Genomic DNA, 25648 nt, shown 5'->3' on the forward strand with positions numbered 1-25648 from the left:
ATAATTCCGTATTTATGTTAGGTGTCCACTGTATTGTTTGTCATTTTAAACAAAAAACGATTACACCTATTGATACTCCAAACAAAAGAGTAGTAACATACGACTACAAAGTAAACTTTCCTAACATGAATAACGAACGATTCATTATCCCAGCAAGGAGTGACTTCCATGATAACTTCCAATTCCAATCCCCAACTTACATCCGAACTGCCCCGCGACTGCACGTTCTCCGCTGAAGACTGGCATGTCTTATCTCAATATTGGTATCCGATTGCTCAAGCAAGCGAAGTGACAGATAAACCACTGGCCGCTCAATTGCTCGATGTTCGATTGGTTCTGTATCGCAGCAACAACAACGTTGTAGTTGCCAAGGATCTTTGTTTTCACCGTGGTGCTCCGCTCAGTAAGGGCTGGGTAGAAAATGGGGAAATCGTCTGTCCCTATCATGGTTTCCGTTATAACTGTGAAGGGAAATGCACCGCCGTGCCTGCACACCCCAGCTCCAAAATTTCTCCCAAACTGAAACTTATCGTATATCCTGCGGTCGAACGTTATGGCCTGATCTGGACTTCACTCGCCGGAAACGACGAGCAAATTCCTTCATGCCCAGGATGGGATGATCCTGATTATATCAACATTTTGCCTCCGAACTTTGATATCACAGGTTCGGCAGGACGTCAGATGGAGGGATTTCTGGATGTATCCCATTTTGCGTACGTGCATACGGAGACGTTTGGCGATCGGAACAACACCGAAGTGCCCCAATACAAAGTAAAACGTGAAGGCAATCAACTGCTTGCCGAATACTGGAGTTCTGTCAGCAACTATGGTAAAGGTCAGGATAATGTAGCCCCCGAAGGTTTTCAATGGCTGCGTGAATTCCGCGTATTTCCGCCATTCTCCGCCTCCCTTACGGTTCACTTCCCGGATAACGACAAACTGAACATTCTGAACTGTGCCTCACCAATTTCTGCACGCTTTACACGGTTGTTCTGTCCGATTACGCGTAACTTTGACAAGGATGCTCCAATTGAAGAGACAATCAAGTTTAACTTGCAGGTATTCGAGGAGGACCGTGAAATGGTGGAATCACAGAAACCGGAGGAATTGCCGCTGGATCTGCATGCAGAAGCACATATTCCCGCAGACCGTACCTCGATTGCATATCGTCAGTTATTGACTGAGCTGGGCTTGGGAAGAAACTACACATCATAACTTGAACACAAACAGACAAAAAAGATGCGTTCATGCGAACGCATCTTTTTTGTCTAATTGCTACATTCTCGTTCGTGACGATGTACTGGGATTGACCTCACTTATAATATACTTATATCTGTCACTTACCTTTGATTATTCGTATTCATCGGAGGTTCTGTATAATACGGACAGCCTGGTTCGTGAATAATACGGGGATCTACCCATGTTCCCCAATACGGAAGGCGATTCACATAAGGCAGTTCGTTAGGCTGACTATTCGGATGTGGCATGTTGTTTGTGGCCGGCGATACTTGAGTTGCACAGTCCACAGGTGGCCCAACGATTACTGTTTTTTGAATGGGAGCAAGCGTGTCCTTCACCTTGTTTTCATCGAGACAGTACGTATGGGCCAGGACGCTTGCAGGTGTAAGACGCAAAATGTCCGAACCAAAAATGGCTTCAGGAACAGGGGCATCAAAAATAGCCAGCAGATGCGTCTGATCTACCGTTGCAATTTCATAGTGCCACCAGCCTTGCGGAACATTTGCTACTTGGCCTGGGGTAATCGTTAAGTTTAACAACTCATTGGTAAATGGATTGATGAGCGAAACGACAGCTGAACCACTGATGCAGTACACCAGCTCGGTTGCATTTTGATGAATATGAGGTTCAACCACATTGCCTGTGCTAAGAAAAATATCCAACAAGGATACATTTCCCAATGTGTTTAATTGATGAATGGAGAGAAAGTTAATATAGTTATTTCCGTCTTTTTTGAATAAAGGATTCTGGTTCACATCAAATGTAAATTGGGTGGTAGGTAAGGTGTAGTCCATATAGGAGGTTGCCAAAATAAAACGCCTGCCCTTCGCTCTCGGTTTAGGTGATAACCTATACGCCAGCTTATGCTCTGGGCTTCTATGCGTGAGCCCATTTATGCCTAATGCTCCTTCACCCGTACCACATACTATTAATCCTTCTGTGTCACTCCATTACATCGCAGCATAGGCTGATATCATCAATTCAATACTGGAGGCATGCATCATGGCTTACGGACCCGGTTCAGTACCTATCCCGCCAACTGCGGGTTATCCTTACCCTTATTATCCACCGCCACCCTATCCCTACCCTTATCCATATCCTTATCCATACCCCTATTCACCCATCGTTCCGTTTCCGCTGCCCCTTCCCATCGGAGGCCCAGGATGGCATGGCGGTTACCCGGGCGGTCCTCACGGCCCATTCCCTGGAGGAGGCTATCCGGGCGGACCACATGGTGGAGGGCACGGGGGTCCTGGGGGTCCTGGTGGACCTGGCGGAGGTTTTCACGGCCATCGTATTTTTTAATGATCAAAAGAGCAGGAAAGGAGCTGCTGCCAGCAGCTCCTTTCCTTATTCAACTTTTAACCCACGCATGATAAAGGCTTAACCCACCCCGCCATCAATACTCAATTTCATCCATAATCTTCAGGTTACGGTTGGACACTTCCAGCAAGTCTGTAAACGTCTCAGACACATAATAAACAAAGTCCGGATCATGCACATACATAATGACTTGCCCGTAGGTTCCTTTCTCTGTTGGATCAAAATCAAGCATCAAATAAAGGGAGCCTCCCGCCATCGTTGCAAACGGAATCCACTCTTTATGGAATAAGTAGGGCTTAATCTCCGGGTCCAGTTTGCTGATCTCATCTGGGGAATAGTACTCGTCCAACTTCTCATCCACTTCACAGAAATATTGTTTGGTTTCCCGAATTTCCTTCAATGACATCAGATAAAATGGATTACACTCCTCTATCTCCGCATCACCCGGATACAAAATATGAAATGCATAACCACTCCCGTCCTTACGCTGATAGAAGGCGCGGAAATCCTCAGGCAGTCGGACGCCATATTCCGTTTCCAATGCGCTTAGACTCTGTTCAGAAGCACCTTCCCGATGCTGGTATTCCTCGTATAACTGCCGTATTTCTTCATCCTGGATTTTTTCACTCAGGAGCTCATTCAGCGCATCGAACATTTCATTCCATTTTGCACTAGCCTCAGGTGTCATGAAGCATCCCTCCTATTCATCTAAGATCAAGTTATTGCGGGGTTTACCAGCGTGCAGGTTCTTCTCCGCGCCACAACACATAACGTTCAAGCTCACGGATAGTTCCTGTACCGATCCCATATTCGTCCATTTCTTGGGAGTGCAGGTCAAGGATATGCAGCATGCCCCCGAACGTTCCCACTGCAAGCTTCGACTGATCAGGAGAGCTCGCCAAGGAATAGATGGTGCTGCCTACAAAATGTCTCCACACTTCCTGCCCGTCACTATTCACACAATATAAATATCCGTATGCATCCCCAAGCACCATGCCTGCATCAATGGCCACAGCAGCGTAAACACGGGCATTCTCATCCATTACAGGCCAGTCTTCCTTACTCTCATTACCATCGATCGTTTCCAACTGAACTTGTATTGTAGCCCCGTTATAAAAGTGACATGCATTAAACCATACCTTCGAGCTATCGGTGGTGAATACCGCATAATGAGGATAGCTGGATTCAGGATAAAGCGAATACGTCTTATTCTGTTCGCGATCCAGGACCATATGATTACTCACCTGGCTGCCGTAGGCAATCCAGCGACCGTCGCGTGAGACCGCCGCATGCCCCATATCGATCTGCGTATCTTCCAACTCGTATTCTTCAATCTCTGCAAGATCCGGGTGCAGTAGGGATACCTGGCCTTGCTCTAGCAGATAGATTCCATAAGTGGAGAAGATAAGAACGGATTTCCCATCATTAAATGGAATGAGTCCTTCAAGTGTGCGCTCTGGATGCTCACAGTCAGCAAGGGATTCGATGCGGGGCAATGCCTCCTGAATACTGGATTGGATATCTTCCCAGCGATATGCCGCAATCTCTTGTCCTACCAGATGGTGATCAGGCTGTCTGATGATACGAATATCTTCCGATCCGGCCAACGCGTAGTCTGCATTGTCCGGTGAACAACCTGCGAAGGTATACTGAGAGAAAGCCAAACAACCATGCTGATCAGCGGTATATACACATCCCTTCTCCGTGAAGGTGCCGATTGTGAATACAATCGTTTCCGCGTTCAGATATCCTACCACCCTCACGGCCTGCATGGAAGATTGAAAATTTTCGTTCAATGGCCACGTTGCAGCAGGCAGTTCAAGCCGAAGCCGTTCCAAATCTCCTTGAAGATTGGCCTGCTTCACCATATTCCACACTTCAGTGCTAATCAGAGCTCGCGCGTCCGCCTCCAGCTCCGATTCGTCCACTTGCTCTCCTGCCATGCCTCTGCGCACAAATGCGTTAACATCCTTTGCGTATCGTTTGCCTTCACTCCGCCACGTTTCTGCAATGTCTTCTTTCAACCAACTCAATAATTATCCCTCCACTCCACCTCTATTGACGACTGTACAGTGATGTGCCAGCAAAAATTGATCCAGATCGTGATCCTTTGCACCTTCAGTCCCGTTCATCTCTTCATAGAAAAGGGCAATTTCCCTGCCATTCGCATAATTAAAGCGTAAATACCCACCCATAGAGACCATAAAAAGCTTACATGTGTACTCATTTTCCAGCACTGCATCCCACTTGAATTTGCTCTTACACAACTCAGCCAGTGCTTTCATGGAGTCTTCGCGCTCGACGTTAACCAAGTGGTAGAACGTGTGGTTTCGCAGCTCATTCCAAGGTTCAAAATACCCTGGGACCAGCGGTTTATCCTGATGGTAATATTCGCAATAGATCCGGTCGAGGGTCTCTCCAAAGTCAGCTTCTGAACACGTCCACAAGATTATAGACTCATCATGACGCGGGAGCCATAGCAGTCCCTTCACATCTGGATGAATTGCCAGGAAATCACCATCCACCGAACTGCCGATACTGGTACACTCCTTAAGCTGCTCCTGTGTGACTGGCGTATCCTCCGTGTGCATCCAAAAATCATATTCAGCAAAAGGTTTTAGTACCTCCTGATCCGGCCGCTGTACATTCATCCAGCCTGTGTATGTCCCTTCCCCGTATTGTTCCAGCCATTGGCGATACGACAGAGGCAGCGAGATGGAATGCTGCTCTTCAAAATGATCCAGTTCCTTAGCGGGTACGGGCTTTAACGCATGAGATACAATATACATTCACGACATCTCCCTACGATCGTTTCGTTCAATTCACGACAGTTCATTCAATTGATCAGCAATTCAATCAGGCTAAGCCAGTTCTTCCTGTACAATTTCGGTCACTACACCCTTGCGGTTTATAATGCTAATGGCAAATGCATCATAACCGTCACGTTTCACCTGCTCAAAATCCATACTCTCTCCCGTAATCAATTCGTAGGTTCCGTCTTCGTCCACATCTTCCCCGAACTCCTCATCCCACGGCACGTTATAAAAGGCCGTGAGCTGTACTTCAAAAATATCTTCTCCTTCAACGTCCAAATAGGGGCGTAGCTGCCTGTTGTTAAGGTCTTCCTCCGGATATGTCTCACACAACATCGCATCATAACCGTGTTTGGCTGAATCGATAAGTAAGTAGCGTTCTCCTGTTACGGTGTGCTCCGCATATACGATGAGTGGTGTCGAATCCTGCCAGGTTATCAGATCATCTTCGGTTAATTCACCATAATAAAAAATATGGAACTTGTCATGTCCATCCCGTGCTTTCAACTTGCCTTTCCATTCCACTTCATGCGTCTGAACATCCGGTATTCCCCGAACCAACCCTTCCAAATATGTAGGTCCTTTATGTACACCTAACAAATTCATCATCTCGCCCCCGCTTTATTCATTCGAATGGTTACGACTTTATGTTCTTCATCCACATCCAGCTTCACATCCATGTCTAACTTATCATGGAACAAAGCCGTAACGTTGATATAAGGATCACGAGCAGCTTCACTGCCCCCATTGCTGGAACGACTCATTCCCTGATGAATAATCGATTGTACCAGCTGTCCATCCCCTTTTCCGGTATTTGGATAAGTATAAATCACCTCTTTATCCTGATTATAAAAATTCAACACCGTTGTATAATCTTTGGCATTGGTATATTGCTTTTCGGTTTTTACATATTCGTTTTCCGTGGATTGATAGTTGATCGTCCCCGCCAGATAGGGATTGTCTTCACTGGGTTTAATATCAAACTCCTGATAGGCGATGTGAAAAAGGTATTGGATATGATTCATATCTACACGATAATATAACTGCCTGTTGTCTTCCTCCTTATCCATGGCAGCGAAACTGTTGATGAGCGGCCAGGCTTCATAGGATTTCCCATTCACATCGACAGCGAGAGCATAGTCAGAGAGTACCTTCTCTTTTTGAAACACACCATATGTCTGTAAAATGAAATAAGCCGGAATGAGTAACGTGCCTATAATTACTGCAAATATAGTAACCTTTATACGAAATTTCATGATCATCCTCCTTAGCGACCCCTGTTTTACCGGTTCATTCTGTCGTGTGCTGAAGTTTGGTCAACGTGCGGACAACCAACTCTCTGTTCTTGGCGTTCTTGATATACGCAGGGATGGTATGGGAAGGCGTCTTCAAAGGTATATTTCCAGGCTTTACGCGCAAATCAGCTGAGATATCTTTTTCTCATCCGTCACTTCAACGTTGAACCAACGCTCGCATCGGATGCAATTGTTCTTGGCATTGTACTGATATTCCGTCTCTTGCATTCCATGAGCGTAACATTGCGAACATTTCCATGCCAGAAGATCATCTTCTATGACAATAAAAGCGTGCCCGCCGCATAGTTTACATTTCACATCGATCTGCTCCCCCCGGCGAAGAACAGCGTAGAAGCTGTATTTATAAGCCCCTTCATCTTCGAAACGTTTCATTTTAATCCCTGCCTTTCCCCTGTATGCTGGCCGTCGCTGAAAGCAACCACTCAACATTTCCCAGTTGTTCTACCTAAAATTATATGTAACTCCAGTGCTTAGCACAAGGAAATGCAACGTAAAAAGGAGCACCTTACTCCAGATCATCATCTGGAAGGCACTCCTATTCACTATTCCAACCCACGCGATCAAATGTCAAGCAAAAGGGAGACAAGCAGTCCCATTGAAGCAATAAAACCTACGACAGGTCCTCCTTCTTCGAATGCTTCAGGCATCATTGTGGAGCAGATCATCGCAATGATGCCTCCTCCGGCAAATGCTCCGATAGCCGCGGCCATCTCATCGGGCAGCTGCTCCAGAAACAGATACCCTCCCAGGGCTGCAAGTGGAGAGATGATCAGTACACCCAACCACAAGAGAATAATCCTGGAGCGGGAGTATTTATTGCGTTGCAGTCCAACCGTACTGGACAGACCCTCAGGAATATTACTGACAAAAATAGAAACAACCAGTACTACACTGACACCATTTCCGGCGAGCAAACTGGCTCCCAGCATAATCGATTCAGGAATGGCATCCATGACCGTCCCTGCAAAAATGCCAAGTCCACTCTGATTGGAATCTCCCTTCCCGGCGTTTGCCGAACGCTTGCGACCTGCTCCCCCTTTACTGGAAATGAGCAAATCGAACAGGGTGTACACGACCGCCCCTGCAGTAAATCCAATCGCGGTCGGCACAATCCCCCCATCATTCAGAGCTTCTCCAATCAGTTCAAATGCGGCCGCACCAATCAGGGTGCCTGTACCAAAAGCCATAATCCAGCCTATCACTCGTTTGGGAATCTTCAGAAATAGCGCAGCAAGTGCTCCAATGACAACAGCCGAGGCGCAGATGCCGCCCCACATGAATGCAGTCCACATCCGGGATGACCCCTCTCATGTTCATATATGATCTATCACTCCATTAACCGGAGCATAGAGAACAAAAACAGGGTACATCACCAGGTGAATGGAAAACAACGAAAAACCTTTAACACTAAACCATCATTTTACGTAGTGAAGAAATATATCTTGAACGAATAATGAAGAAATAGAAGGTCTGTGCGAGCAGAAACGCACCAAACACGGTTAACACAGGCACCGTATATTCCGTAATACCGAATTCCTTCAAGAACGGTTTAACCACAACGAGGGTTTCAATGATCGAGATCAGAATCGGGAAGAAAAAGAGAATCGCAATCTGGATCGTCGATGATCGTTTCATCTCTTGAAAGCTAAGACCCATTTTCGAGAGAGAATGTACCATTTTCCCGTCTGCTTCAAGATCCGTATGCAGTCTGAAATACAGAAAGCTGGCTGAGGAGATCGAGAAGATCAATCCGATGAAAATGCCCAGAAAGGTAAAGAGCGCCGTCGTCTGTCTGAATTCTTCAAAGTCAGCATATCGCGTCGTGAAAAAGCCGGAAAAGTCTTTATCATTAGAGCTATTTCTAATGATCTCATCCATGCCCTCCAGCCGATCGCTTACCATTGCTTCAGATGATTGCCGATCGGGCACGGTTTCCCCCCAAGAAGGGATATGATAAAGGTATTTACCGGAAATTGCATCTTTGTCCATTTGTCCGGCAAGAGCATTAAACTCTTCATCATTTACAATAACTAGGGCTGATGCATATAAAAGTCCGTTGAATTCCGGTTCAATTTCAGTGTACTTAATATCGATCTTAGCAGTCTCTGAGTTCGTATCCAGCGTTAACTGATCGCCCTTGGCATAGGCATGGAACCGTTCCTGTTGACGAGGCTTCTCCATATTACGGGAATCGATGAATATGCCTGTATGGGGTGCAAGAGTATAAGTCGGTTTGTTCTGGATTGCGTTGAACTGGTTGAAATCACTCAAAGACATCATACTGATTCTATTGCCATCCGCACTTGTCCAAAAGTATTCCAGATAAACATCCTGGTATGGAAGACCGGCAGCATCAAGAACCTCGTTGACAGGAGCCATGTTCGGCTCTTCCGATGCGCTGTACACGTTATAACGAATTGGAAAATGATTGTCTCTAAACATTTGTCGATTCTGCTGATCCAGCGACAAAATGACAACTGCACTCATGGAAGCAATCGCAATGACCACCGTCACCATAAACAGCATACGTGCGTTATCTTTTATTTTGTAACTCATCTCCGAAATCCACAGCAAGCGTGTCCCATGCCATACCCGTTTCCGATTACGCTTCAACAGCCGTATGGTGAGCACGGAGAGCTGCGAGTAGAAGAAATATGTTCCCGCAATGCCTGTCACAGCAGCGATCAGAATGCTTTCACTCGACAAACTGCTGTATAGAGCGATGAATCCCGTAGCCAGGAAAGCCAGCCCAAGAATAGAGAACACCCAAGATGCTTTGGGTTCTTTTTTGGGTTTGCTCGTTCCCGTTAACAGCTCCAGTGCCCGCTTATTCCCGATAAAGAACAGTGTGAACAGGGAAATGCAGAAGAACAGTACTAAAAAGGCACCTACCGTTATCAACATCGCTTTTACAGGAAAATAAAAAGGCAAATCATCCATACCGATAAATCGGGTGGTTAACATCAGAAACAGCTTGGACAATAACATGCCCCCACCGATCCCGGCTATAATGGATAGAAATCCGATAAACATATTCTCCAAAATGACCAGTCTTCGAATCTGTCCCGGCTCCGCGCCCAAAATGGTCAGTATACCGAATTCCTTATTCCGTGATTTCAGAAATGCACTAATGGAATACATAACGAAGAAGATCGCGAACACATAGACGATGACCGAAGCGACCTGCATTCCCGCTGCCGTGGTTTTGCCAATCGGTAATTTCTCAACATACGGATGATAGATGAACATGGCATACGCGAAGAAGATCATGACCATGAATACACTGCTTAGAAAAAAGGCGATGTATGCTCGCCCGTTTCGGCGAATGTTGTTAAAGGCGAACTGAGGAAAGCTCATGCGAATTCCCTCCCCAGAACGATAATGTATCTATAATTCGTTGGAAGAACGTCTGACGGTTATCTCCACGATGCACTTCCGCTGCGAGCTTGCCATCCTTGATAAATACAATCCGATGGCAATAACTTGCGGCAAGCGGATCATGTGTGACCAGCATAATGGTTGTTTTCTCTTCTTGGTTGATCTGTTCAAGCGATTCCATGACCGCTTGGGATGCCGTGGAGTCCAGTGCACCTGTCGGTTCATCGGCAAGTACAATCGATGGCATATTAATCATGGCTCTGGCAATGGCTGTACGCTGCCGTTGTCCACCCGAGATTTCATAGACACGTTTATCCAGAATGTGATCGATTCCAAGCTGAGCCGTAATCCGATGGAGTCTGCTCTCCATCTCCTTCAGCTTGACCTTGTCCAGCGTTAATGGCAGTACTATATTTTCAGCGACGGTCAAGGTATCGAGCAGATTGAAATCCTGAAATACAAACCCAAGTTCCCGACGTCTGAACATGGCGAGTTCTTTCTTTTTCATATCAAACGGATTCATGCCATTAATTAGCACCTTGCCTGAACTTGGTTCATCAATGGTCGAAACCATATTGAGCAAAGTCGTTTTCCCACTGCCCGATGGTCCCATAATTCCTACAAATTCACCCTGCTTGATGGTCAGATGAATATCACTAAGGGCTTGAGTCTGCACTTTGCCCTGATACACTTTGTTAAGTGCCGAAACTTGCAACATTTCCATAGGTGTTTCCCCTCCAACTGAACGATCTGTGTTTTTTCATATCCTTATCCTAAACGACCTCCCACAACCCTGCTATCGATTTACCTTAAACTTTCCTTACAAAGCATTTAAGGTTATGTTCCCCTTCTATGAAAAAACTCCGTATCCATAAAAAAAGCACCTCGCCCATGGGCAAAGCGCCTCTATTTCCGATTCATCCAGCTGAATCTGACTAATGTTCCTTCGTCCGTTTTGGAGAACAGTTCAATCTGATTACCCAGACGTGAACTAATCTCACGGACCAGATACAGTCCCATGCCCGTAGATTCATGATACTGTCTTCCCCGCTCTCCTGTGAAGTAAGGATTGAACACGCGATGAATATCTTCAGCTGAGATGCCGATCCCCTGATCCTGAATATCCAATACGATTCGCTCTTCCTCCATATAGGCAGTAATTATGACTTTTTTACCCGCTTTGCTGGCTGAGTAGTTGACGGCATTGGTCAAAATCTGGGTAAACATGAACTGCAGCCACTTGGAGTCACTATAGACTTGAAGGTTGTTGTCCATTCGGATATCCGGCGTAATCCCCCGGCGAATAAACAGACGACGATTCTCAGCGATGCTGCTTCGAACCACCTCCGGTAGAGACAGAAGCTCCACACGGAAATCCCCCTCGAACTGTTCCAGACGTGAAGAATGAAGTACCATTTCCAACCCTTTGCGCATTTTATCCAGTTCATCCTGAATGCTGCCAGCAGTTGTATCCTCCACATCTTCCAGGGTCAACTGAATGATCGATAATGGGGTCTTCATTTGATGGACCCAACGGTTCATGAACACAACCTGCTGCTCATTGTGACTGCGCAATTGACCGATTTCATTCTGACGGTTACGCTCCAGTTCATGCATCAATTCCTGTAATGCTTCTGCCACAGGAGAGTTGCCAAGCGATTGGAAAGGCTCCTGTACCAGCCGTTGTGGATGCTGGAGCACACGATAATATGGGTGAAGCTGGAAATAACGTACGGTCAGATATACGATTAATACCACTGTACTGAGCAATATGCCATAAAGAACAATCCTCATGGGCCGCTCTTCACCTGAGAGCCAATATACACATGGGACCAGCAGCAATTGCAGCAAATAAAATCCGATGAGGGGCAGCTGATCCCTTAAGAACAGTTTCATTTTCTATCCTCCTGGGAAGCTGACTCCAGATCAAGCAACCGATAACCCGCTCCACGAACCGTTTCCAGAATCTCTTCAGCCCCCAGATCTTTCAGCTTGCGGCGAACACGTGTAATGTACACATTCAACGTATTATCATCAATAAAATGCTGATCTTCCCACATCAGTTCGAGCAAACGTTCCCGGCTAACTACTCGCCCTGCCTTGGCCATCAGTGCTTCAACCAACACGGATTCCTTCTGTGTCAGCTCCAGGGAACGCCCCCCGTACTCCAACACATATCTTTCGGGGTACAGTATCATAGGGCCGTTTTTCACTTTCATCTCTGGTTGTACAGCTGCATACATCCCGTACGCTCTACGCAGGTGACTACGAACTTTAGCAAGAACTACTTCATATTGAAAAGGTTTAGTAATATAATCATCCGCCCCATGCTCCAGCGCCATAACCTGATCCATGCCACTATCACGAGCCGAAATAAATAGAATGGGACATATGGAATGCGAGCGGATCTGTCTGCACCAGTAATAGCCGTCAAACTGAGGCAGATTTACATCCATTAACACCAAATCCGGACCGATCTGTACAAATTCATCCAGTACATGACGGAAATCAGTTACGATCTGCACTTGAAAACCATTCCGGATCAAATATGCCGCCAACAATCCTGCGAGCTTCGCATCATCTTCAACCAACAATATCGATTGCATCGTCAACCCTCTTTCCGTTCCCTGACATATCTTCTACATCTAGATTACCATTCTAGTCGGAAACGGTTTGGAAATAAAGGTCAGACGACCAGCTGTCCACGCTTCTCCGCCAAACCAATGGTGGCTTCCACCCCGGAATTAAATTCAAGAAAGTCCTGTTCTACCCCGTCACTAAAAATAACGCCATCCTCTGGCATCTGGGAGACCATGTGCAAAGGCTGTTTCGGATGAATCTGTCCAAACACCAGATTGGCCGCAGTCGTCCGGCTGGGGAAGGGCTCACGTACTGTAAAATACAGATAAGGCGCATCCCAAGCGAAGTGATTCAAGCCGCTCATGCTTCCCTGTGCAGATGCAGTCACAGGGCTACGTTCTTCTGAATAATCTTTCCCTTTAGGCCTCGAGCCTGGATGAAAGCTCCTGCTGTCTTTATCCGTGGTGAAAGCTTCATCCGATTGGATGTGCTGCCACGCTTCCGAGCCCACGACCCCGGCAGCACCTGCGAGTACACTTTTGAACCAGCCCGTCGATCCCATTCCGGTAGATACAATCACCCCGCTGGAAGATTGTTGTTCTACTGATGAACCGATACGAACTTCATAACGAGCAGATACATGCGTCTTTCGGCCAATGAACAGATCGTTGACGCCATACAGATACTGCCCATCATTCAACTCCACTTTGGCCAGAGTCACCTCTTTCAGAGAGCGACGTTTACGAATAACATCTGGAATAATGAAGCTCAGATCCTCCACCGTAAATGGCAGCAATACCCCATCCCAACGCATTGGATCAGGATTTACACCAATAAGCGGCTGCTCGGTTACATACTTGAGCGTATTGGCAACCAGACCGTCCTGTCCGACGACGACTACAATGTCCTGTGCTCCAAAAATAAAGTTGGGCACATGTTCCCGATCAATGATCTGAACCCGGCCCAGTTGGCTGAGCTGCTGCTGTGCCTGATGCACGGAATGATGATAACGTCTATCTTCCTCCAGGTAATCACTGAAGTCCGCCCCCAGACGTTCAATATAGAACTGGGCTTGTTGGACGGTATTATAACGAACCACTAATTCTTCCAACCTTGTTCTGCGTTTGACCAAAATCAGCTTGTATTCAGTCATGGGTTCACTTCCCGCAGTGTGTGCAGCTACAGTCTGGCTTGCCTTCCCAAGTCTCATCGTGCCCGACCTCCCTGCTCTCTTTTCGGTGGATTCATCAATCCTTGCAGCAGATCCGGCGAGATGTTAAGCTGCCCAATTTTCCCGGCATTCTCGGCTAGCTCCTGGAATGCAATAGCGATCAGTTTATCCGAGTTCATACCCATGTTGGCCATCGCTTGTAACACGCTAGGTTCCACATGCTGTAACGAATTCATCACGGCAGCAATTTCATAGGCTTTCGCATCCGCTTCGGCATTCTGATTGGCGATCGTCAATTCAATGAGCTGCTGCTTCCGTTCCTCCATCGCCGTATTGAATTGCAGCTGTTCCTGTTCTATCTCATTTTGTTTCTGTTTCACCGAACGTTCGGCATGCAATTGCGTTTCACGAATCTGCTGTTTCTTCGTCTCAACGGCAATTTCCGTGTTCAGTTCGTTTTCCTTCACTTTACGCTCCTGTTCAATGGATGCATTGCGACGTACATACAATGCTTCGTCGGCCTGACGCAAAATCTCTTCCCGTGCTTGTGCTTCCAGTGCACGCATGGTCTCTTTATTAGGCAAAATGGCGAGAATGGAAAGACTCATCAGCTCTACGCCCAATTTCTCCAGTTCCTCACTCTGTACCACTTCCCGTTTCATGCTGCTGGCCAGTCGTTCACTCGATTGAATGGCTTCCTTCAGAGGCATTTGCTCCAGATGTTTTTTGGTCAGCACCTTGGCGGTCGTAATCACACGTTGATCCAACTTGCCAGGATCATCGGAGATATACCTGTTCTTGCGCAAATTGTACGTGTAATTCAAGCTTTGGGTGATTTTCATATAATCAACAATACGATAGCTCAGCTGACCCTGAACCGTAACCGTCTGATAATCCGCCGTAATCTCTTCGAACATAAAGGGTACATCCACAGAAGATACAGGCAAAACCACAACCGACGTTGTCGGCTCATAGTAGTAAAAGGACAAACCCACACCTTGACGCTGCACCTGACCATTTTTCACTTTCATTACATATTCACTGGGTTGAAACTTCACGAATCGGAATCCAAACATCGCTCATTCCCCATTTCTTAATATTGTCATTATGATATTATCGAAATGATAACAAACAGATACGATATTGTCAATATGACATTAACATTTTTTTTGCTTTTGACATCAAAAAAGACCTCCCCCCGGCAGAAGCCTTAAGGCAGGTCGATTGTCACTGAATATAGTCTGTAATGATAACTCATAACTGGGATAAGTGGTTAGTTTAATAATAGAAGTAAGCAACTAAGCAACTTGTTAGTTATTTATTTATTTTGTTCAGCGCTCTTCGTGATCAGATCAACAAACAAATCAATCTGGGCTGTAATGGCGATCGGATCATATCGATAGAATGTGTCAAAATCATTCTCGAAGAATCGGTGATTCTTCACGGCATCCAGACCGTTCCATACTTTGGACTGTTTGAATTCCTTCAGCGCTTCACCTTTTTTTTCTGGATCATATACCGTCATGAACATGTAATCGGTAGCGTATTCGGGCAGAACTTCCAGCGAAAGCTGCACGGTCTGATTGTCTTTGCTCACCTTGCTCGGCATTTTCAGCTTCAAAGCATTATATACGACTTGTCCACCCCGGCCTGCGTTGTCGCCAAAGATCCATAGATCCCCTTTGTCCGTCAACTCGTATAACCCAACGGTTGTATTTTCGTCCACAATGCCTTTTAGCTTCTCTCGTCCTTCTGCCGCCTTTTTCTCATAATCGGCAATAAACGCCTCCGCCTGCTCCGGTTGACCAATCAAATCACCAAACAGCTCGACTGTTTTGTTGATATCTGTTGCTGTGCCGTAAGGGATATGCACGGTTGGTGCAATTTTGGACAGTTCCTCATAGTTGTCATCGTACATCACGACGATCAAGTCAGGCTGTAATTCCAGCGTCTTTTCAACGTTCACCGGATAACCCACATCTGTGGTGTCTTTGAGCTTGTCCTTAATGAACGGATTATCAAAAGCACTTGGCTCCACACCAATCAGGTTACCGCCTACAGACAGAATTTCGCCCCCGTAGTAGTCGGTCACGATGCGCTTCGGATGTGCAGGAATGGTAACCATCCCTTTATCCGTCTCATAATCACGTGTTTCACTTTCCGTTGATTCGTTCTGAGCTGTATCGGCTCCAGCGGATTCCTGCTTCTCAGTCGTCTGCCCTGATTCGCTCCCCGTTTCATTACTTGTTGTACCGGCATTTCCGCAGCCCGCAAGAACAAGCGTAAATACAATGAATAACGTGCAAATGGACAGAATCGATTTGGATTTAAAAATAAACATGACGGCCTCCTATAATTCAACGCTTATTATGATAATGGTAATCATTATCATTTGAATCATAGCAGAATAGGCTAAGAACTGTCTACCATTTTAATGGTATACATAAATATAGAGACCGAGCCAGAAAGACCCGATCCCTATATCATGTGCGCACTAGAATGAATAGATCTGCTCCATAATTCTGGTTACAGCGACTGCACCCTGTGCACGGTTCGCATGCTGTTTAGGCGCAAATGTACCATCTGCCATACCTTTAAGCACGCCTTGCTCCCGCATCGCCGCAACAGCTTGTTTTGCATTTGCAGCGATAGCTGCGTCGTCATGAAATCCTGCACTGCTGGACGACGAATCAACGACTGCACTGGCTTCCTGCTTCATGACCTGTATAGCACGGTTTAACATCACTGCCATGTCCTCACGCGAAATACGTTCATTCGCTCCAAACGATCCGTCCGCTCTGCCTTGTACAATTCCCATCTCCAGACCAAGGCGTACGGAATCCGAATACCACTGATTACTCTTCACATCCATTGGAAATGAAGTGGATGTATCCGGCAAGCGTGATTCGCCAATGCCCTTAATAATCATTTGCAAAAATTGTGCTCGTGTCAGTTCTGCTTGCGGACTGAATTGGGTATCTGTCATGCCTGAAATGATTCCTTTGCCATACAGATTCTGCACCTCTTTTATGGCCCAGGAGTAGGATTGCAGATCATTTAAAGGCACCTGTACTTCAGTAATCACAAAAGGGCCTGATTGAAGCGGCTTGAAAGCCAGACTGTTGGTCGTTTCATCATATTGGGTAAAAGTTACTGGTTTCATTTCACCATTTGGCAAAAGGGATTGGATAACCAGCACAACGTCTTCTGCATTTGAATATTGCACATTCGACATCGTCATTTCAATGGCTCGATCTGTCCACTGCAACGGCTGCCCGTTCAACAGTAGATCCACACTGACCACGTGGCGGTTACCGATAGCTTTCTTTTGCGCTTCAGACAGATTAGCGGTGGAGTCTTCTGCCAGAATGACATCCATTGTAGCCACATCTTCGCTACGGGTATCCTTCAGTGAACTTAGTGGGATGCGAACAGAAGTCTGTTTCATCGTCAGCTCCAGCGACTGTAATGCGTCAATACGTGCCCATTCTTGAAGTAGGTTGGCATTTAGCTGGAAGGTTACAGCTTTGGAATCCTTGGGAACATCTGCAATCAAGGTTAGCTTTTTGCTCCCTGCTGCCATTCCTTGGATCATTTGAGACAACTGTTTCATATCAGGTTGGATCACATATGTGCCCGATCCCGTACTTGTACCTTTAAAAGTAATGGAACCACTTTCTCCTGGATTGCCCGTTTCAACAGATGGCGTTACAGAAGAATTGCCAGGATTCTGATTCTGCGATGATCCAGGCGTGGAAGGCTGCGCAGGTTGACCGGGCTGTGACGGCTGACCCAGGGTCGACTCTTGCCGTACAAGCTGGCTAACTGTTTCTTTCAATGCGGTATCCGCGCCACTAATTTCCTGTGCACTGGCTTCTGCATCATTAATGAGCAAGCGGCCCAACGACAATGCCTGTGCAAACACATTCCAGCTTGCAGCTGTATATTCACTTTGACGCAGCTTCGCAGCGGAATTCACTGTTGTCTCCAGGGAAGATTTGTCCGCCGGGAACACCCCGTACGCTTCAAAATCCATAAAGCCTACCCACTCAGAACCTGCTGTTATAGTAAGACGAATATAACGCGCCTCCGTGCCTGCAGGCAGAATATGTCTTGGATTGGTCGATACAACTACATCACTTGTCGTATCTACGACTTTGACAAAGTTCTCATTGTCGTTGGATACTTCGATCTTGTATTTAATCCCACCGCTCCACATGGACATTTCCAGCTTGCGGATCACGGCTGTCGCTCCAAGATCCACTTGCCACCAACTTCCTACACTTTGATCGGTTCCCCATGAAGTATTCGGATTGCTGTCGATTGCACCTCCAGGTGAGTTGGCTTGTCCACCACCTGTACCTGCACTACTTGATGCAGTAGCTGTTTTACCTGTTGTTAATGCTTCCAGCAGAACAAGGTTGTTATTTGCTTTTTGAAGTGTAGCCAAAGCCTCCTGCACCTCGGTCTGATTGGCATCCTGCTTGTCTTTCACCGTGATTGCCGATAGCAATGCTGCTTTCAGGTTTGCCCAGCTTCGCTGTGTATAGGACGATTCGGTCAGTTGTTGTGTTTCACCAATGAATTGTGTCAACTCGGTTTTGTCCACATTGGATAAACCATGGATTGCTGCTTCCACTTGTTTTGCTGATGTATTCACCTCGGTCTGGGTAGATCTTGGATCTGCCATCACCTGTTCTGCCCGAGCAAGAGCCTTGGTCAATACAGCCCATGTTGCAGCAGACCAGTCTGTTTCCTTGTATGTTTTGGCTTCGCCAATGATCGCCTCAAGAGCGTTCCGGTTCGCAGGTATAACGTCGAGCTGCTGCATAACCGTATGAAGATTGGTCGCCGCAGCATCCGTATCCTGTTGTGTCACACCACCTGATGTATAAGCCAGCTTGTAAACATTCTCTGCTGCTGCAATGGCAGGAGCTAATGCGGGCCAGCTTTCAGGTGTGAAATCGCTGGATTCAAGTGCCTGTGCACGTGTAATGGCTGCCGACAGCTCTTTCCGATCTGCGGGCAGAATGTCGAGTCCACGTTTGTACACATCCAGCGATGGCAGGGCACGACCTTCATACGAGTAACCGCCATTCGCCGGGTATTCGTCATAATCGAACATGGCGTGATTCTCCCATGCGTCTCCCTCGGAAGCGATCCAGCCTACATCGGCCGCAATCCATGCAGGCTCCCAATAGAAGAAACCCGCGCCCTTCTGATTTGGAACTTGAGAAATCATGTCCATGATGCCTGCAATCGCATCATATTGTCCCTGTACGGTTGCCGGGAAGGTAGCACCTCCCACATTCAGCGTTTCCGGGTTGCCAATAATGTTGCCGTGCGCGTCCCCGTTTTTATACGAGAATGGATATGACGTCTCGGCAATAATGACTTCTTTTCCATATTTCGCGGATACCTCATTCATCGTTTTGCGCACATCTGCGAATGTTCCGTGCCAGAAGGGATAATAGGAAAGACCGATAATATCGTACTGCAGTCCCTTTTTCTCCAATTCACCGAAATACCAGTCAAATGTATCTGCTTTGCCCCCTTCAGCCAGATGGATCATAATTTGAACCTGATTTCCTCCAGGGACATCGCGCACGCCATTAACTCCACTCTGAAGCAATGCCACGTTTTCATCAAAATTGATTTTACTATTCAATCCGTTTAACACACCGCTGTTGATTTCATTACCAATCTGTACCATGTCGGGCATGGCGCCCGCATCCTTCATTTCACCTACCACTTCACGCGTGTATTCATACACCGCCGTCTTCAATTCATCGAACGAGAGGTTTTCCCAGGCCTTGGGACGAAGCTGTTGACCGGGATGTGCCCACTCATCGGAATAATGGAAATCCAGTAGGATCTTCATGCCTTTCTCTTTTACCCGCTGAGCCAGACGAATCACATCGTCCTTGTCGTTGTATCCATTTGATTTCTGTGGGTCATTCCACAGACGAAGCCGCACATAGTTCACGCCACGGTCTTTGAGAATATCGAGCAGATCGCGTTCTGCGCCATTACTGTCCAGATAATAACCACCATTATCCTCAATGGCGGTTAACGTGGAAATATCCACCCCTCTGACAAAATCACTGCGGTATCCTTCTACCGTAACGGTAGCTACAGGTTGAACCGATGCTCCGTAGACGGCTCCTGTTACTGTGAAGTTAACTGCTGAAGCATACTGTGATGGGTCAATTCCCTCCCATTCGACAGGGACAAGGCCCGATTTACCGTTCTGGTAATGTGCCGTGACTTCAGTAGGCAAAACAGGCGCGCTCCGGCTTACGGTAGACACGTTGACTGCATCATAACTTGTGATATCTGCCGGGTCACGTACCTCTTTCTCGCCCCAGATTTGCAGCTCGGAAATGCCAGGCCACCAGTCAGTACCCGCATAATAAGGAATCGTGACCTTTACGTACTGAACTGCGTCCGCCTGAAAATCCAGATTGGCTACACTCTGGGGCGTTTCGTTAGTCGTTTGATCCGCTACCGAAGTCCAGGTATTTCCATCCTCCGAAACTTCAACCAAAAACTTCACCACCTGGTTTGCATCCTTCCACGTTATTTCCGCGCCGGAAAGATGGTATGAAGCTCCCAGGTTTACCGTCAACCAGTGCGGTTGATCCACTGAAGTAGGACTGTCCGCACTCCATTTCGTATTGTCTTTGCCATCCACTGCGTTCTCTTTATTGCCCCCCCACTGCAGATCCTCCGAGCTGACTGTTACCGTCTTGCCCAGTGCAACGTCTACTTTCGCTGCTGCCGCTGGTCGAGCCATCAGACCCAGATCACAGAACAACAGCAGTAATACGAGACAGCCGCTTATGTATCTTTTGTGCATGCTTAATCTCCCCCTAATCGTGTTTGGTTCAACTTAAACAAAGAATGTTGTAAATCATTATCATTGTAAGCGCTTAACAATAAACGAGGACACGGTATTATCCCAAGGAAATAGCAGTTATTTTAACAGATTGATTGGTAATTCCTTGCTCAACGCGGATCGATTCCCATTCTTAACATAAAAAATCTGTCCCCTCCACCACACCGGCGGATTGGAACAGATTCGGGTCTTGTATGTTCAAATGCTTATTTGTTGAGCTTCAGTTCCAGTTGTACCTGAATGTCATTTTCAGTAGAAAGAACTACCGAATGTGGATTTTCCATACCAAAATCTTCAAAGGTAACCATCGTTGTGGCGGACAACAACACCTGGTCATTTTCATAAGCGGCTTTTACGTCAAATGTAGCCTCTTTCTCAATCCCTTTTACCGTAAGGGTTCCGTTCATTTTAAAGTCCACTGTCTGGCCTACCGGCCATTCCGTTGGCACACCTTCAAATGAGGTAGCGGTAAATGTAGCTTGTGGATACGTAGAAACATCGAAGAAATCAGCTTCTTTCACATGTCCATCCCGCTGGCTATTACCTGAATCAATGGCACTCATCTCAATCTGTCCATCCGCTTTCATCTGGGACGCATCGTCTACATTAAGGATTAAGTTACCGCTGACCTGTTCGTCCGCAAAATTAACCGTCTCCTGGGATGTCGTTACGGAGAAATATACTTTCGAACCTTCGCTGATGCTCCAGTCTCCATTCAATTGCCCTGCTGCGGCTGTTTCGTTGGATACGCTTGTGCCACTGTCCGATCCTGCTCCCGTTGTGGACGCGGCGGTGCTGGCAGGAAGCACCTGCTCAATCTCGACGTTGTTGCCCAGGTAACTGTTCGCGAAATAATAACCTCCGCCCCCAAGAATGACGATTGCTGCCGCACCTGAGATCATCCATGTTTTTGTCTTTTTGTTCATCACTATTCTCCTCCAATGGGTAACTGTATAAGTTGGTTATGTATCAGCATCTTAACAGCCCAATGTGTCAGGATGACGTCAAGAAATGACGTACAACGCATTTTTTCTGAAAATAATTGCCTCATTGGCATTGTGCTTCCGCTCATGTAAAATCAGTACACAAGCTTCTGAAATGAAAGGAGACGCCTTCTTGAAATCCATACTCATCGTCGAAGACGAGCAGGCGATTGCCCGAGTGCTGGCTGCCTATCTTCGAAAAGCGGGATTCGACGTTCGTCATGCAGCGGATGGGCCGACTGCTCTAACTCTATTTGATTCGGATGTTCCTTCCCTGGTCTTGCTGGATGTGATGCTGCCTGGAATGGACGGTTGGGATCTGCTGCGAATGATTCGTGAAAAAAGTGCTTGTCCCGTCATCATGCTAACCGCACTGGATGATATTCAGGACCGTCTGAACGGTCTGAATGCCGGTGCTGACGATTATATGAGCAAACCCTTTGTGCCTGAGGAGGTCGTAGCCCGCGTCAATGCTGTACTTCGCCGCAATCCACACTGGACAGCTGGTGGTGAAGGCAAACGTTATTTTGGCAATCTGGTTATTGATCTGGCTGCCAAACAGGTACTTTTGAACGGAGCAGAGGTTGCCCTGACACCACGAGATTTGTCACTGCTCCTGTTCCTGTCAGAATATCCTAACCGTACATTTACACGGGATCATCTCATTGAACAGGTATGGGGCATGGACTATGACGGAAGTGACCGGGCTGTGGACCTGTCGATCAAACGGCTGCGTCAGGCACTATCCCACTGGTTGCCGGAAACAGGAGAAATTCGGACTTTACGGGGAATGGGGTATCAATTTTGGATCGCCAACTAAAAGGAAATACGCCAAAACGTAAAACATCCATTCTGTCCTACTGGACGCTTCGATATTTTCTAATCCTATTCATCGGTTTCACCATTATTGTTGCAGGGGCACTCTACTGGATCCGAACCACCTCCATTGAGAAAGGTCTTAAAACGGCCCAACTGCTGGGACTGGAAATCGCCGAGAAGGTAGCTGGAGCCGAGAATAAAATTCATGTCCCTCCGGATCTCGACAGGCTGGTGGACAAGCGTACCAAACTTTTCAATACGGACAATTACTTTTGTATTATGGTGCTGGACAATAATAACCAATTAATTTATTCCAAACCGAAAATGACTCAGCAGGATGTGTATAACCGATTGTCAGACGATATGGGTGAACCCCGAAACAAAAAATTTGCCGGGGTGACGGTTAACGTCACGGATGACGATCAAACGCTCGGTAAAGTGTGGGTCATGCAATCCAAAAAGTCCATTGCATACAATCCGGAAACGATGCTGGTGGTGTGCATCCTGTTCGTTGCATTAATCCTGTGTGGTTGGTTTACGATCTACCTCCTGTCCCGCAAGCTCTCCAGGCCTATTCGCCAGGTCGCTCATGCCGCAGAGCAGATCCGAAACGGAAATTATGAAGTCAATTTGGATCTGAACACACGGGAACGGGAGATGAATGAACTTGTCGAATCCTTTCGCGAGATGTCCATTCGTTTGCAGCAGTTGGAGGAATGGCGTGCCCTGTCGCTTGCTGGGGTAACCCATGAATTGAAAACACCGGTAACTTCAATTAAAGGACTTGTAATGGCTGTTCGGGATGATATCGTCAGTCCCGAGGAAGCGAAGGAATTTCTGGACATTGCACTCAAAGAATCCGAACGTATGGAACGCATGGTCGCTGACCTGCTTGATTACAATGCGATGAGCGCTGGAAGTGTTGCTGTTCGTCGGGAACGTATAGATCTGAATTTACTGGTGGGTGAGATTATCTATCAGTGGAAAATCGCTTATGAGGACAAGTCTCCCGAGATTGAATTGCACACACCTCCGGGTACGCTCTATACCATCGGTGATGCACTTCGGATTCAGCAGATCATGGTCAACCTGCTCAATAACGGGCTCCAAGCCGCAGCTTCCGACCAAGCTGCTGTCTTTCATATCCGTTTGCGTGTGGAGGCGGACAAGCTGTTTGTTGATGTACAGGATAACGGTACGGGTATCTCCAAAGAAGATCAACCCAAGATCTTCGAACGTTTCTATCGTGGCGAGATTAAAAAACGCCGTACCCGCGGGCTAGGTTTGGGACTGACCTATAGCCGCCTGCTTGCTCGAGCCCAGGGAGGGGATTTAACCCTGATTTCCAGCAGTCATGAGGGCAGTCTGTTCACCTTAGCCTTGCCACGTTGGTCGGGTCCGGAAAAGCCAGAGATAGAACCACTTTACCGCGCAGCGGCAAATGCGTAGCACCACGATACACATGTCATAAGCGTGCTTTCTTCAGATGCCAAGAACCAAAGACAGATAGCTAAAGTAACACGCTGAAATATCAAATAGCCCGGCATTCCTTCATGGGGACCGGGCTATTTGATATGTGACGACAGTAAGGGATATTCATATAAGCATACTATGTGGTCAGTACACGCGGCATATATTCTGCATATGCGTCATCAATGAGTTGCTCATGCAACGGGCTACTCGCAATAATCGCTTTCCGTTTTGCTTTTAAGACAATCTGCTCTACATCCGCATAGCTGCATCCTGTGAGGCGTTCACACGTGTAATCTTCCATTCGGCTCTCCTGTTCAAACTGCCCGATCAGCTTGCTGATATATAATCTACGGCTCGACTCATCCGGCATCCCGTAGGTCATTTTGGTATCAAATCGCCGCCATATTGCCTGATCTAGCTGTGTCTCCAGGTTGGTCGCGGCAACAAGAATGCTATCTCCTTCGAATTCGTCCAGGCATTGCAGCAGTGTATTAACAACACGAGCCATCTCTTTAACCTCATCATTGCTTTCACGTGTACGCCCAACGGCATCAAATTCATCAAGGAACAGCACACAGGGGTTAGCCCGGGCATATTCAAACAATTTACGAACATTGCTTCCCGTTTCCCCAAGATGGCTGTGAATAATGGCATCGAGCCTTACAAGGACCAGCGGAAGCTGAAGTCGGTGTGCAAGATGGAAGGCAGTTAATGTTTTGCCTGTACCCGGAGGACCAAACATTACCATTTTGTTCGGCATCGGTACATCGTGATCTGCAAACTGCTCTTTCATACCGAGAATGGTAATAAACTCTTCAACCACTCGTTCATTATCTGCGGAGAATACAATATGCTTTGCCTTTCGTCCGCACTCTTTCGGTGAATAAAAAGCGGCCATATCGATGCCTTTTGCACGTGGAATCCGGTTTATATGGTTAGTTTTGCTCATCGTTGATCGTTCTCCTTCTTCTATGTTTCAGGGGGTCATCCCAAATTAAACCCCATCAATTCATTCTCATTCCTACTTAACACTTATTTTAATCGTAATTTTTACTATTAAATCATAACATATGGCGACCAATTTGCAAAGTTATCATGGCTCGTCCATCATTGTTTGGCAAGGTCGTCCAATTTGTTGCTTACAGCAGAAAAATTTGCTATTCTAAATATGCATCGTTGTGTATAACGCAAAAAAGCCCTCCATTTACGTGAGAGAGCATAAATTTTTCCAGATTTACAAGCGGCAACTTGTCATTTCCGGATGTTCTTTATACCAACGAATGTAATCCAATCGAAGTGAGGTTAACAATCATGGCAAAAGACGTATTATGTGAGGTTAATTCCTGTCGTCACTGGGCTCAAGAAAACAAATGCAATGCTTCTTCAATCTACATCGTGAGTCACAGTTCCAAAAAAGTAAGCGAATCCGCTGAAACGGATTGCAAAACATTTGAAGTAAAATAAGAAGAAATTCATATTGTACAAGTTAAAGGAGCCTTCGCGGTTCCTTTTTCTTTTGCTATTGTAACAAGAATGATAATTATTATCAAGCTCTTTTCTGCAAAATCTGAACTCCCCTCTCTTCATGCACATTGGACTGCCTATTGACGTACACTACGAGAGCAGTCAAACTGCCCATGAACGAATAGATCATA

General features: G+C 46.6%; 23 protein-coding genes. 5 read left to right on the forward strand and 18 right to left on the reverse strand.

What is annotated here, in order from left to right; translation table 11 throughout:
* Positions 1-168: 168 nt before the first annotated feature.
* Positions 169-1215, forward strand: coding sequence for an aromatic ring-hydroxylating oxygenase subunit alpha (locus P364_RS0112975; RefSeq protein WP_024630542.1), 1047 nt, complete (start codon positions 169-171; stop codon positions 1213-1215).
* 125 nt (positions 1216-1340) lie between these two features.
* On the opposite strand, the gene P364_RS0112980 is transcribed toward P364_RS0112975, so the two are convergent.
* Complete coding sequence (locus P364_RS0112980) at positions 1341-2048, reverse strand: cupin domain-containing protein (RefSeq protein ID WP_024630543.1); 708 nt, start codon at positions 2046-2048, stop codon at positions 1341-1343.
* A 193-nt stretch (positions 2049-2241) separates the two neighbouring features.
* Here P364_RS0112980 and P364_RS37800 point away from each other — a divergent pair, with 193 nt between their 5' ends.
* Positions 2242-2544 carry a hypothetical protein gene (locus P364_RS37800; protein ID WP_094937035.1) on the forward strand — a complete coding sequence of 101 codons (303 nt, stop codon included), beginning with the start codon at positions 2242-2244 and terminating at the stop codon, positions 2542-2544.
* Positions 2545-2638: 94 nt separating this feature from the next.
* Here the strand turns inward: P364_RS37800 and P364_RS0112990 are convergent, their stop codons facing one another.
* From P364_RS0112990 to P364_RS0113065, 16 genes are all read right to left on the reverse strand, one after another.
* Positions 2639-3250 (reverse strand): SMI1/KNR4 family protein, encoded by a 612-nt coding sequence (locus P364_RS0112990; RefSeq protein ID WP_024630545.1) that lies wholly within the window; start codon positions 3248-3250, stop codon positions 2639-2641.
* A gap of 43 nt (positions 3251-3293) precedes the next feature.
* A complete protein-coding gene (locus P364_RS0112995) occupies positions 3294-4595 on the reverse strand; it encodes a hypothetical protein (RefSeq protein WP_024630546.1) in 1302 nt (433 codons plus the stop codon).
* A gap of 3 nt (positions 4596-4598) precedes the next feature.
* On the reverse strand, positions 4599-5351 hold the full coding sequence (locus tag P364_RS0113000; protein ID WP_024630547.1) for an SMI1/KNR4 family protein: 753 nt from the start codon (positions 5349-5351) through the stop codon (positions 4599-4601).
* Between the two features lie 72 nt (positions 5352-5423).
* Entirely contained in the window at positions 5424-5984 is a 561-nt protein-coding gene (locus P364_RS0113005) for a hypothetical protein (RefSeq protein ID WP_236642081.1), read from the reverse strand.
* Positions 5981-6631: a hypothetical protein gene (locus tag P364_RS0113010; RefSeq protein WP_024630549.1), complete on the reverse strand. Its 651-nt coding sequence runs from the start codon at positions 6629-6631 to the stop codon at positions 5981-5983. The genes P364_RS0113005 and P364_RS0113010 overlap by 4 nt, the downstream gene beginning before the upstream one ends.
* 153 nt (positions 6632-6784) lie before the next feature.
* Entirely contained in the window at positions 6785-7063 is a 279-nt protein-coding gene (locus P364_RS0113015) for a hypothetical protein (protein WP_024630550.1), read from the reverse strand.
* 188 nt (positions 7064-7251) lie between these two features.
* Positions 7252-7983 carry a ZIP family metal transporter gene (locus tag P364_RS0113020; protein WP_024630551.1) on the reverse strand — a complete coding sequence of 244 codons (732 nt, stop codon included), beginning with the start codon at positions 7981-7983 and terminating at the stop codon, positions 7252-7254.
* Positions 7984-8098: 115 nt separating this feature from the next.
* On the reverse strand, positions 8099-10048 hold the full coding sequence (locus P364_RS0113025; RefSeq protein WP_024630552.1) for an ABC transporter permease: 1950 nt from the start codon (positions 10046-10048) through the stop codon (positions 8099-8101).
* Positions 10023-10793, reverse strand: a complete 771-nt coding sequence (locus tag P364_RS0113030) for an ABC transporter ATP-binding protein (protein WP_024630553.1) — start codon at positions 10791-10793, stop codon at positions 10023-10025. Before P364_RS0113030 ends, P364_RS0113025 begins: the two co-directional genes overlap by 26 nt.
* Before the next feature lie 182 nt (positions 10794-10975).
* Positions 10976-11965, reverse strand: coding sequence for a sensor histidine kinase (locus P364_RS0113035; protein ID WP_029880967.1), 990 nt, complete (start codon positions 11963-11965; stop codon positions 10976-10978).
* The gene (locus P364_RS0113040; RefSeq protein ID WP_024630554.1) at positions 11962-12675 is read right to left on the reverse strand and encodes a response regulator transcription factor; all 714 of its coding nucleotides are present in this window, start codon (positions 12673-12675) and stop codon (positions 11962-11964) included. Before P364_RS0113040 ends, P364_RS0113035 begins: the two co-directional genes overlap by 4 nt.
* A gap of 80 nt (positions 12676-12755) precedes the next feature.
* A complete protein-coding gene (locus tag P364_RS0113045) occupies positions 12756-13859 on the reverse strand; it encodes a hypothetical protein (protein ID WP_024630555.1) in 1104 nt (367 codons plus the stop codon).
* Positions 13856-14896 carry an SPFH domain-containing protein gene (locus P364_RS0113050; RefSeq protein ID WP_024630556.1) on the reverse strand — a complete coding sequence of 347 codons (1041 nt, stop codon included), beginning with the start codon at positions 14894-14896 and terminating at the stop codon, positions 13856-13858. Before P364_RS0113050 ends, P364_RS0113045 begins: the two co-directional genes overlap by 4 nt.
* 242 nt (positions 14897-15138) lie before the next feature.
* Positions 15139-16155, reverse strand: coding sequence for an iron-hydroxamate ABC transporter substrate-binding protein (locus P364_RS0113055; protein WP_024630557.1), 1017 nt, complete (start codon positions 16153-16155; stop codon positions 15139-15141).
* A 159-nt stretch (positions 16156-16314) separates the two neighbouring features.
* The gene (locus P364_RS36165; protein ID WP_024630558.1) at positions 16315-20679 is read right to left on the reverse strand and encodes a glycosyl hydrolase 53 family protein; all 4365 of its coding nucleotides are present in this window, start codon (positions 20677-20679) and stop codon (positions 16315-16317) included.
* Positions 20680-20924: 245 nt separating this feature from the next.
* Positions 20925-21644, reverse strand: a complete 720-nt coding sequence (locus tag P364_RS0113065) for a YceI family protein (RefSeq protein ID WP_024630559.1) — start codon at positions 21642-21644, stop codon at positions 20925-20927.
* A gap of 190 nt (positions 21645-21834) precedes the next feature.
* Here P364_RS0113065 and P364_RS0113070 point away from each other — a divergent pair, with 190 nt between their 5' ends.
* Together P364_RS0113070 and P364_RS0113075 are read left to right on the forward strand one after the other, a co-directional pair.
* Positions 21835-22521, forward strand: coding sequence for a response regulator transcription factor (locus P364_RS0113070; protein ID WP_024630560.1), 687 nt, complete (start codon positions 21835-21837; stop codon positions 22519-22521).
* Entirely contained in the window at positions 22506-23969 is a 1464-nt protein-coding gene (locus P364_RS0113075; protein WP_024630561.1) for a sensor histidine kinase, read from the forward strand. The genes P364_RS0113070 and P364_RS0113075 overlap by 16 nt, the downstream gene beginning before the upstream one ends.
* 160 nt (positions 23970-24129) lie before the next feature.
* On the opposite strand, the gene P364_RS0113080 is transcribed toward P364_RS0113075, so the two are convergent.
* Positions 24130-24942 (reverse strand): AAA family ATPase, encoded by an 813-nt coding sequence (locus P364_RS0113080; protein WP_024630562.1) that lies wholly within the window; start codon positions 24940-24942, stop codon positions 24130-24132.
* 362 nt (positions 24943-25304) lie between these two features.
* On the opposite strand from P364_RS0113080, the gene P364_RS36860 reads away from it, so the two are divergent.
* Positions 25305-25457 (forward strand): DUF1540 domain-containing protein, encoded by a 153-nt coding sequence (locus tag P364_RS36860; RefSeq protein WP_072733378.1) that lies wholly within the window; start codon positions 25305-25307, stop codon positions 25455-25457.
* Positions 25458-25648: the final 191 nt, after the last annotated feature.

The organism is Paenibacillus sp. MAEPY2 (genome assembly GCF_000499205.1).
Taxonomy (GTDB): Bacteria; Bacillota; Bacilli; order Paenibacillales; family Paenibacillaceae; genus Paenibacillus; species Paenibacillus vandeheii.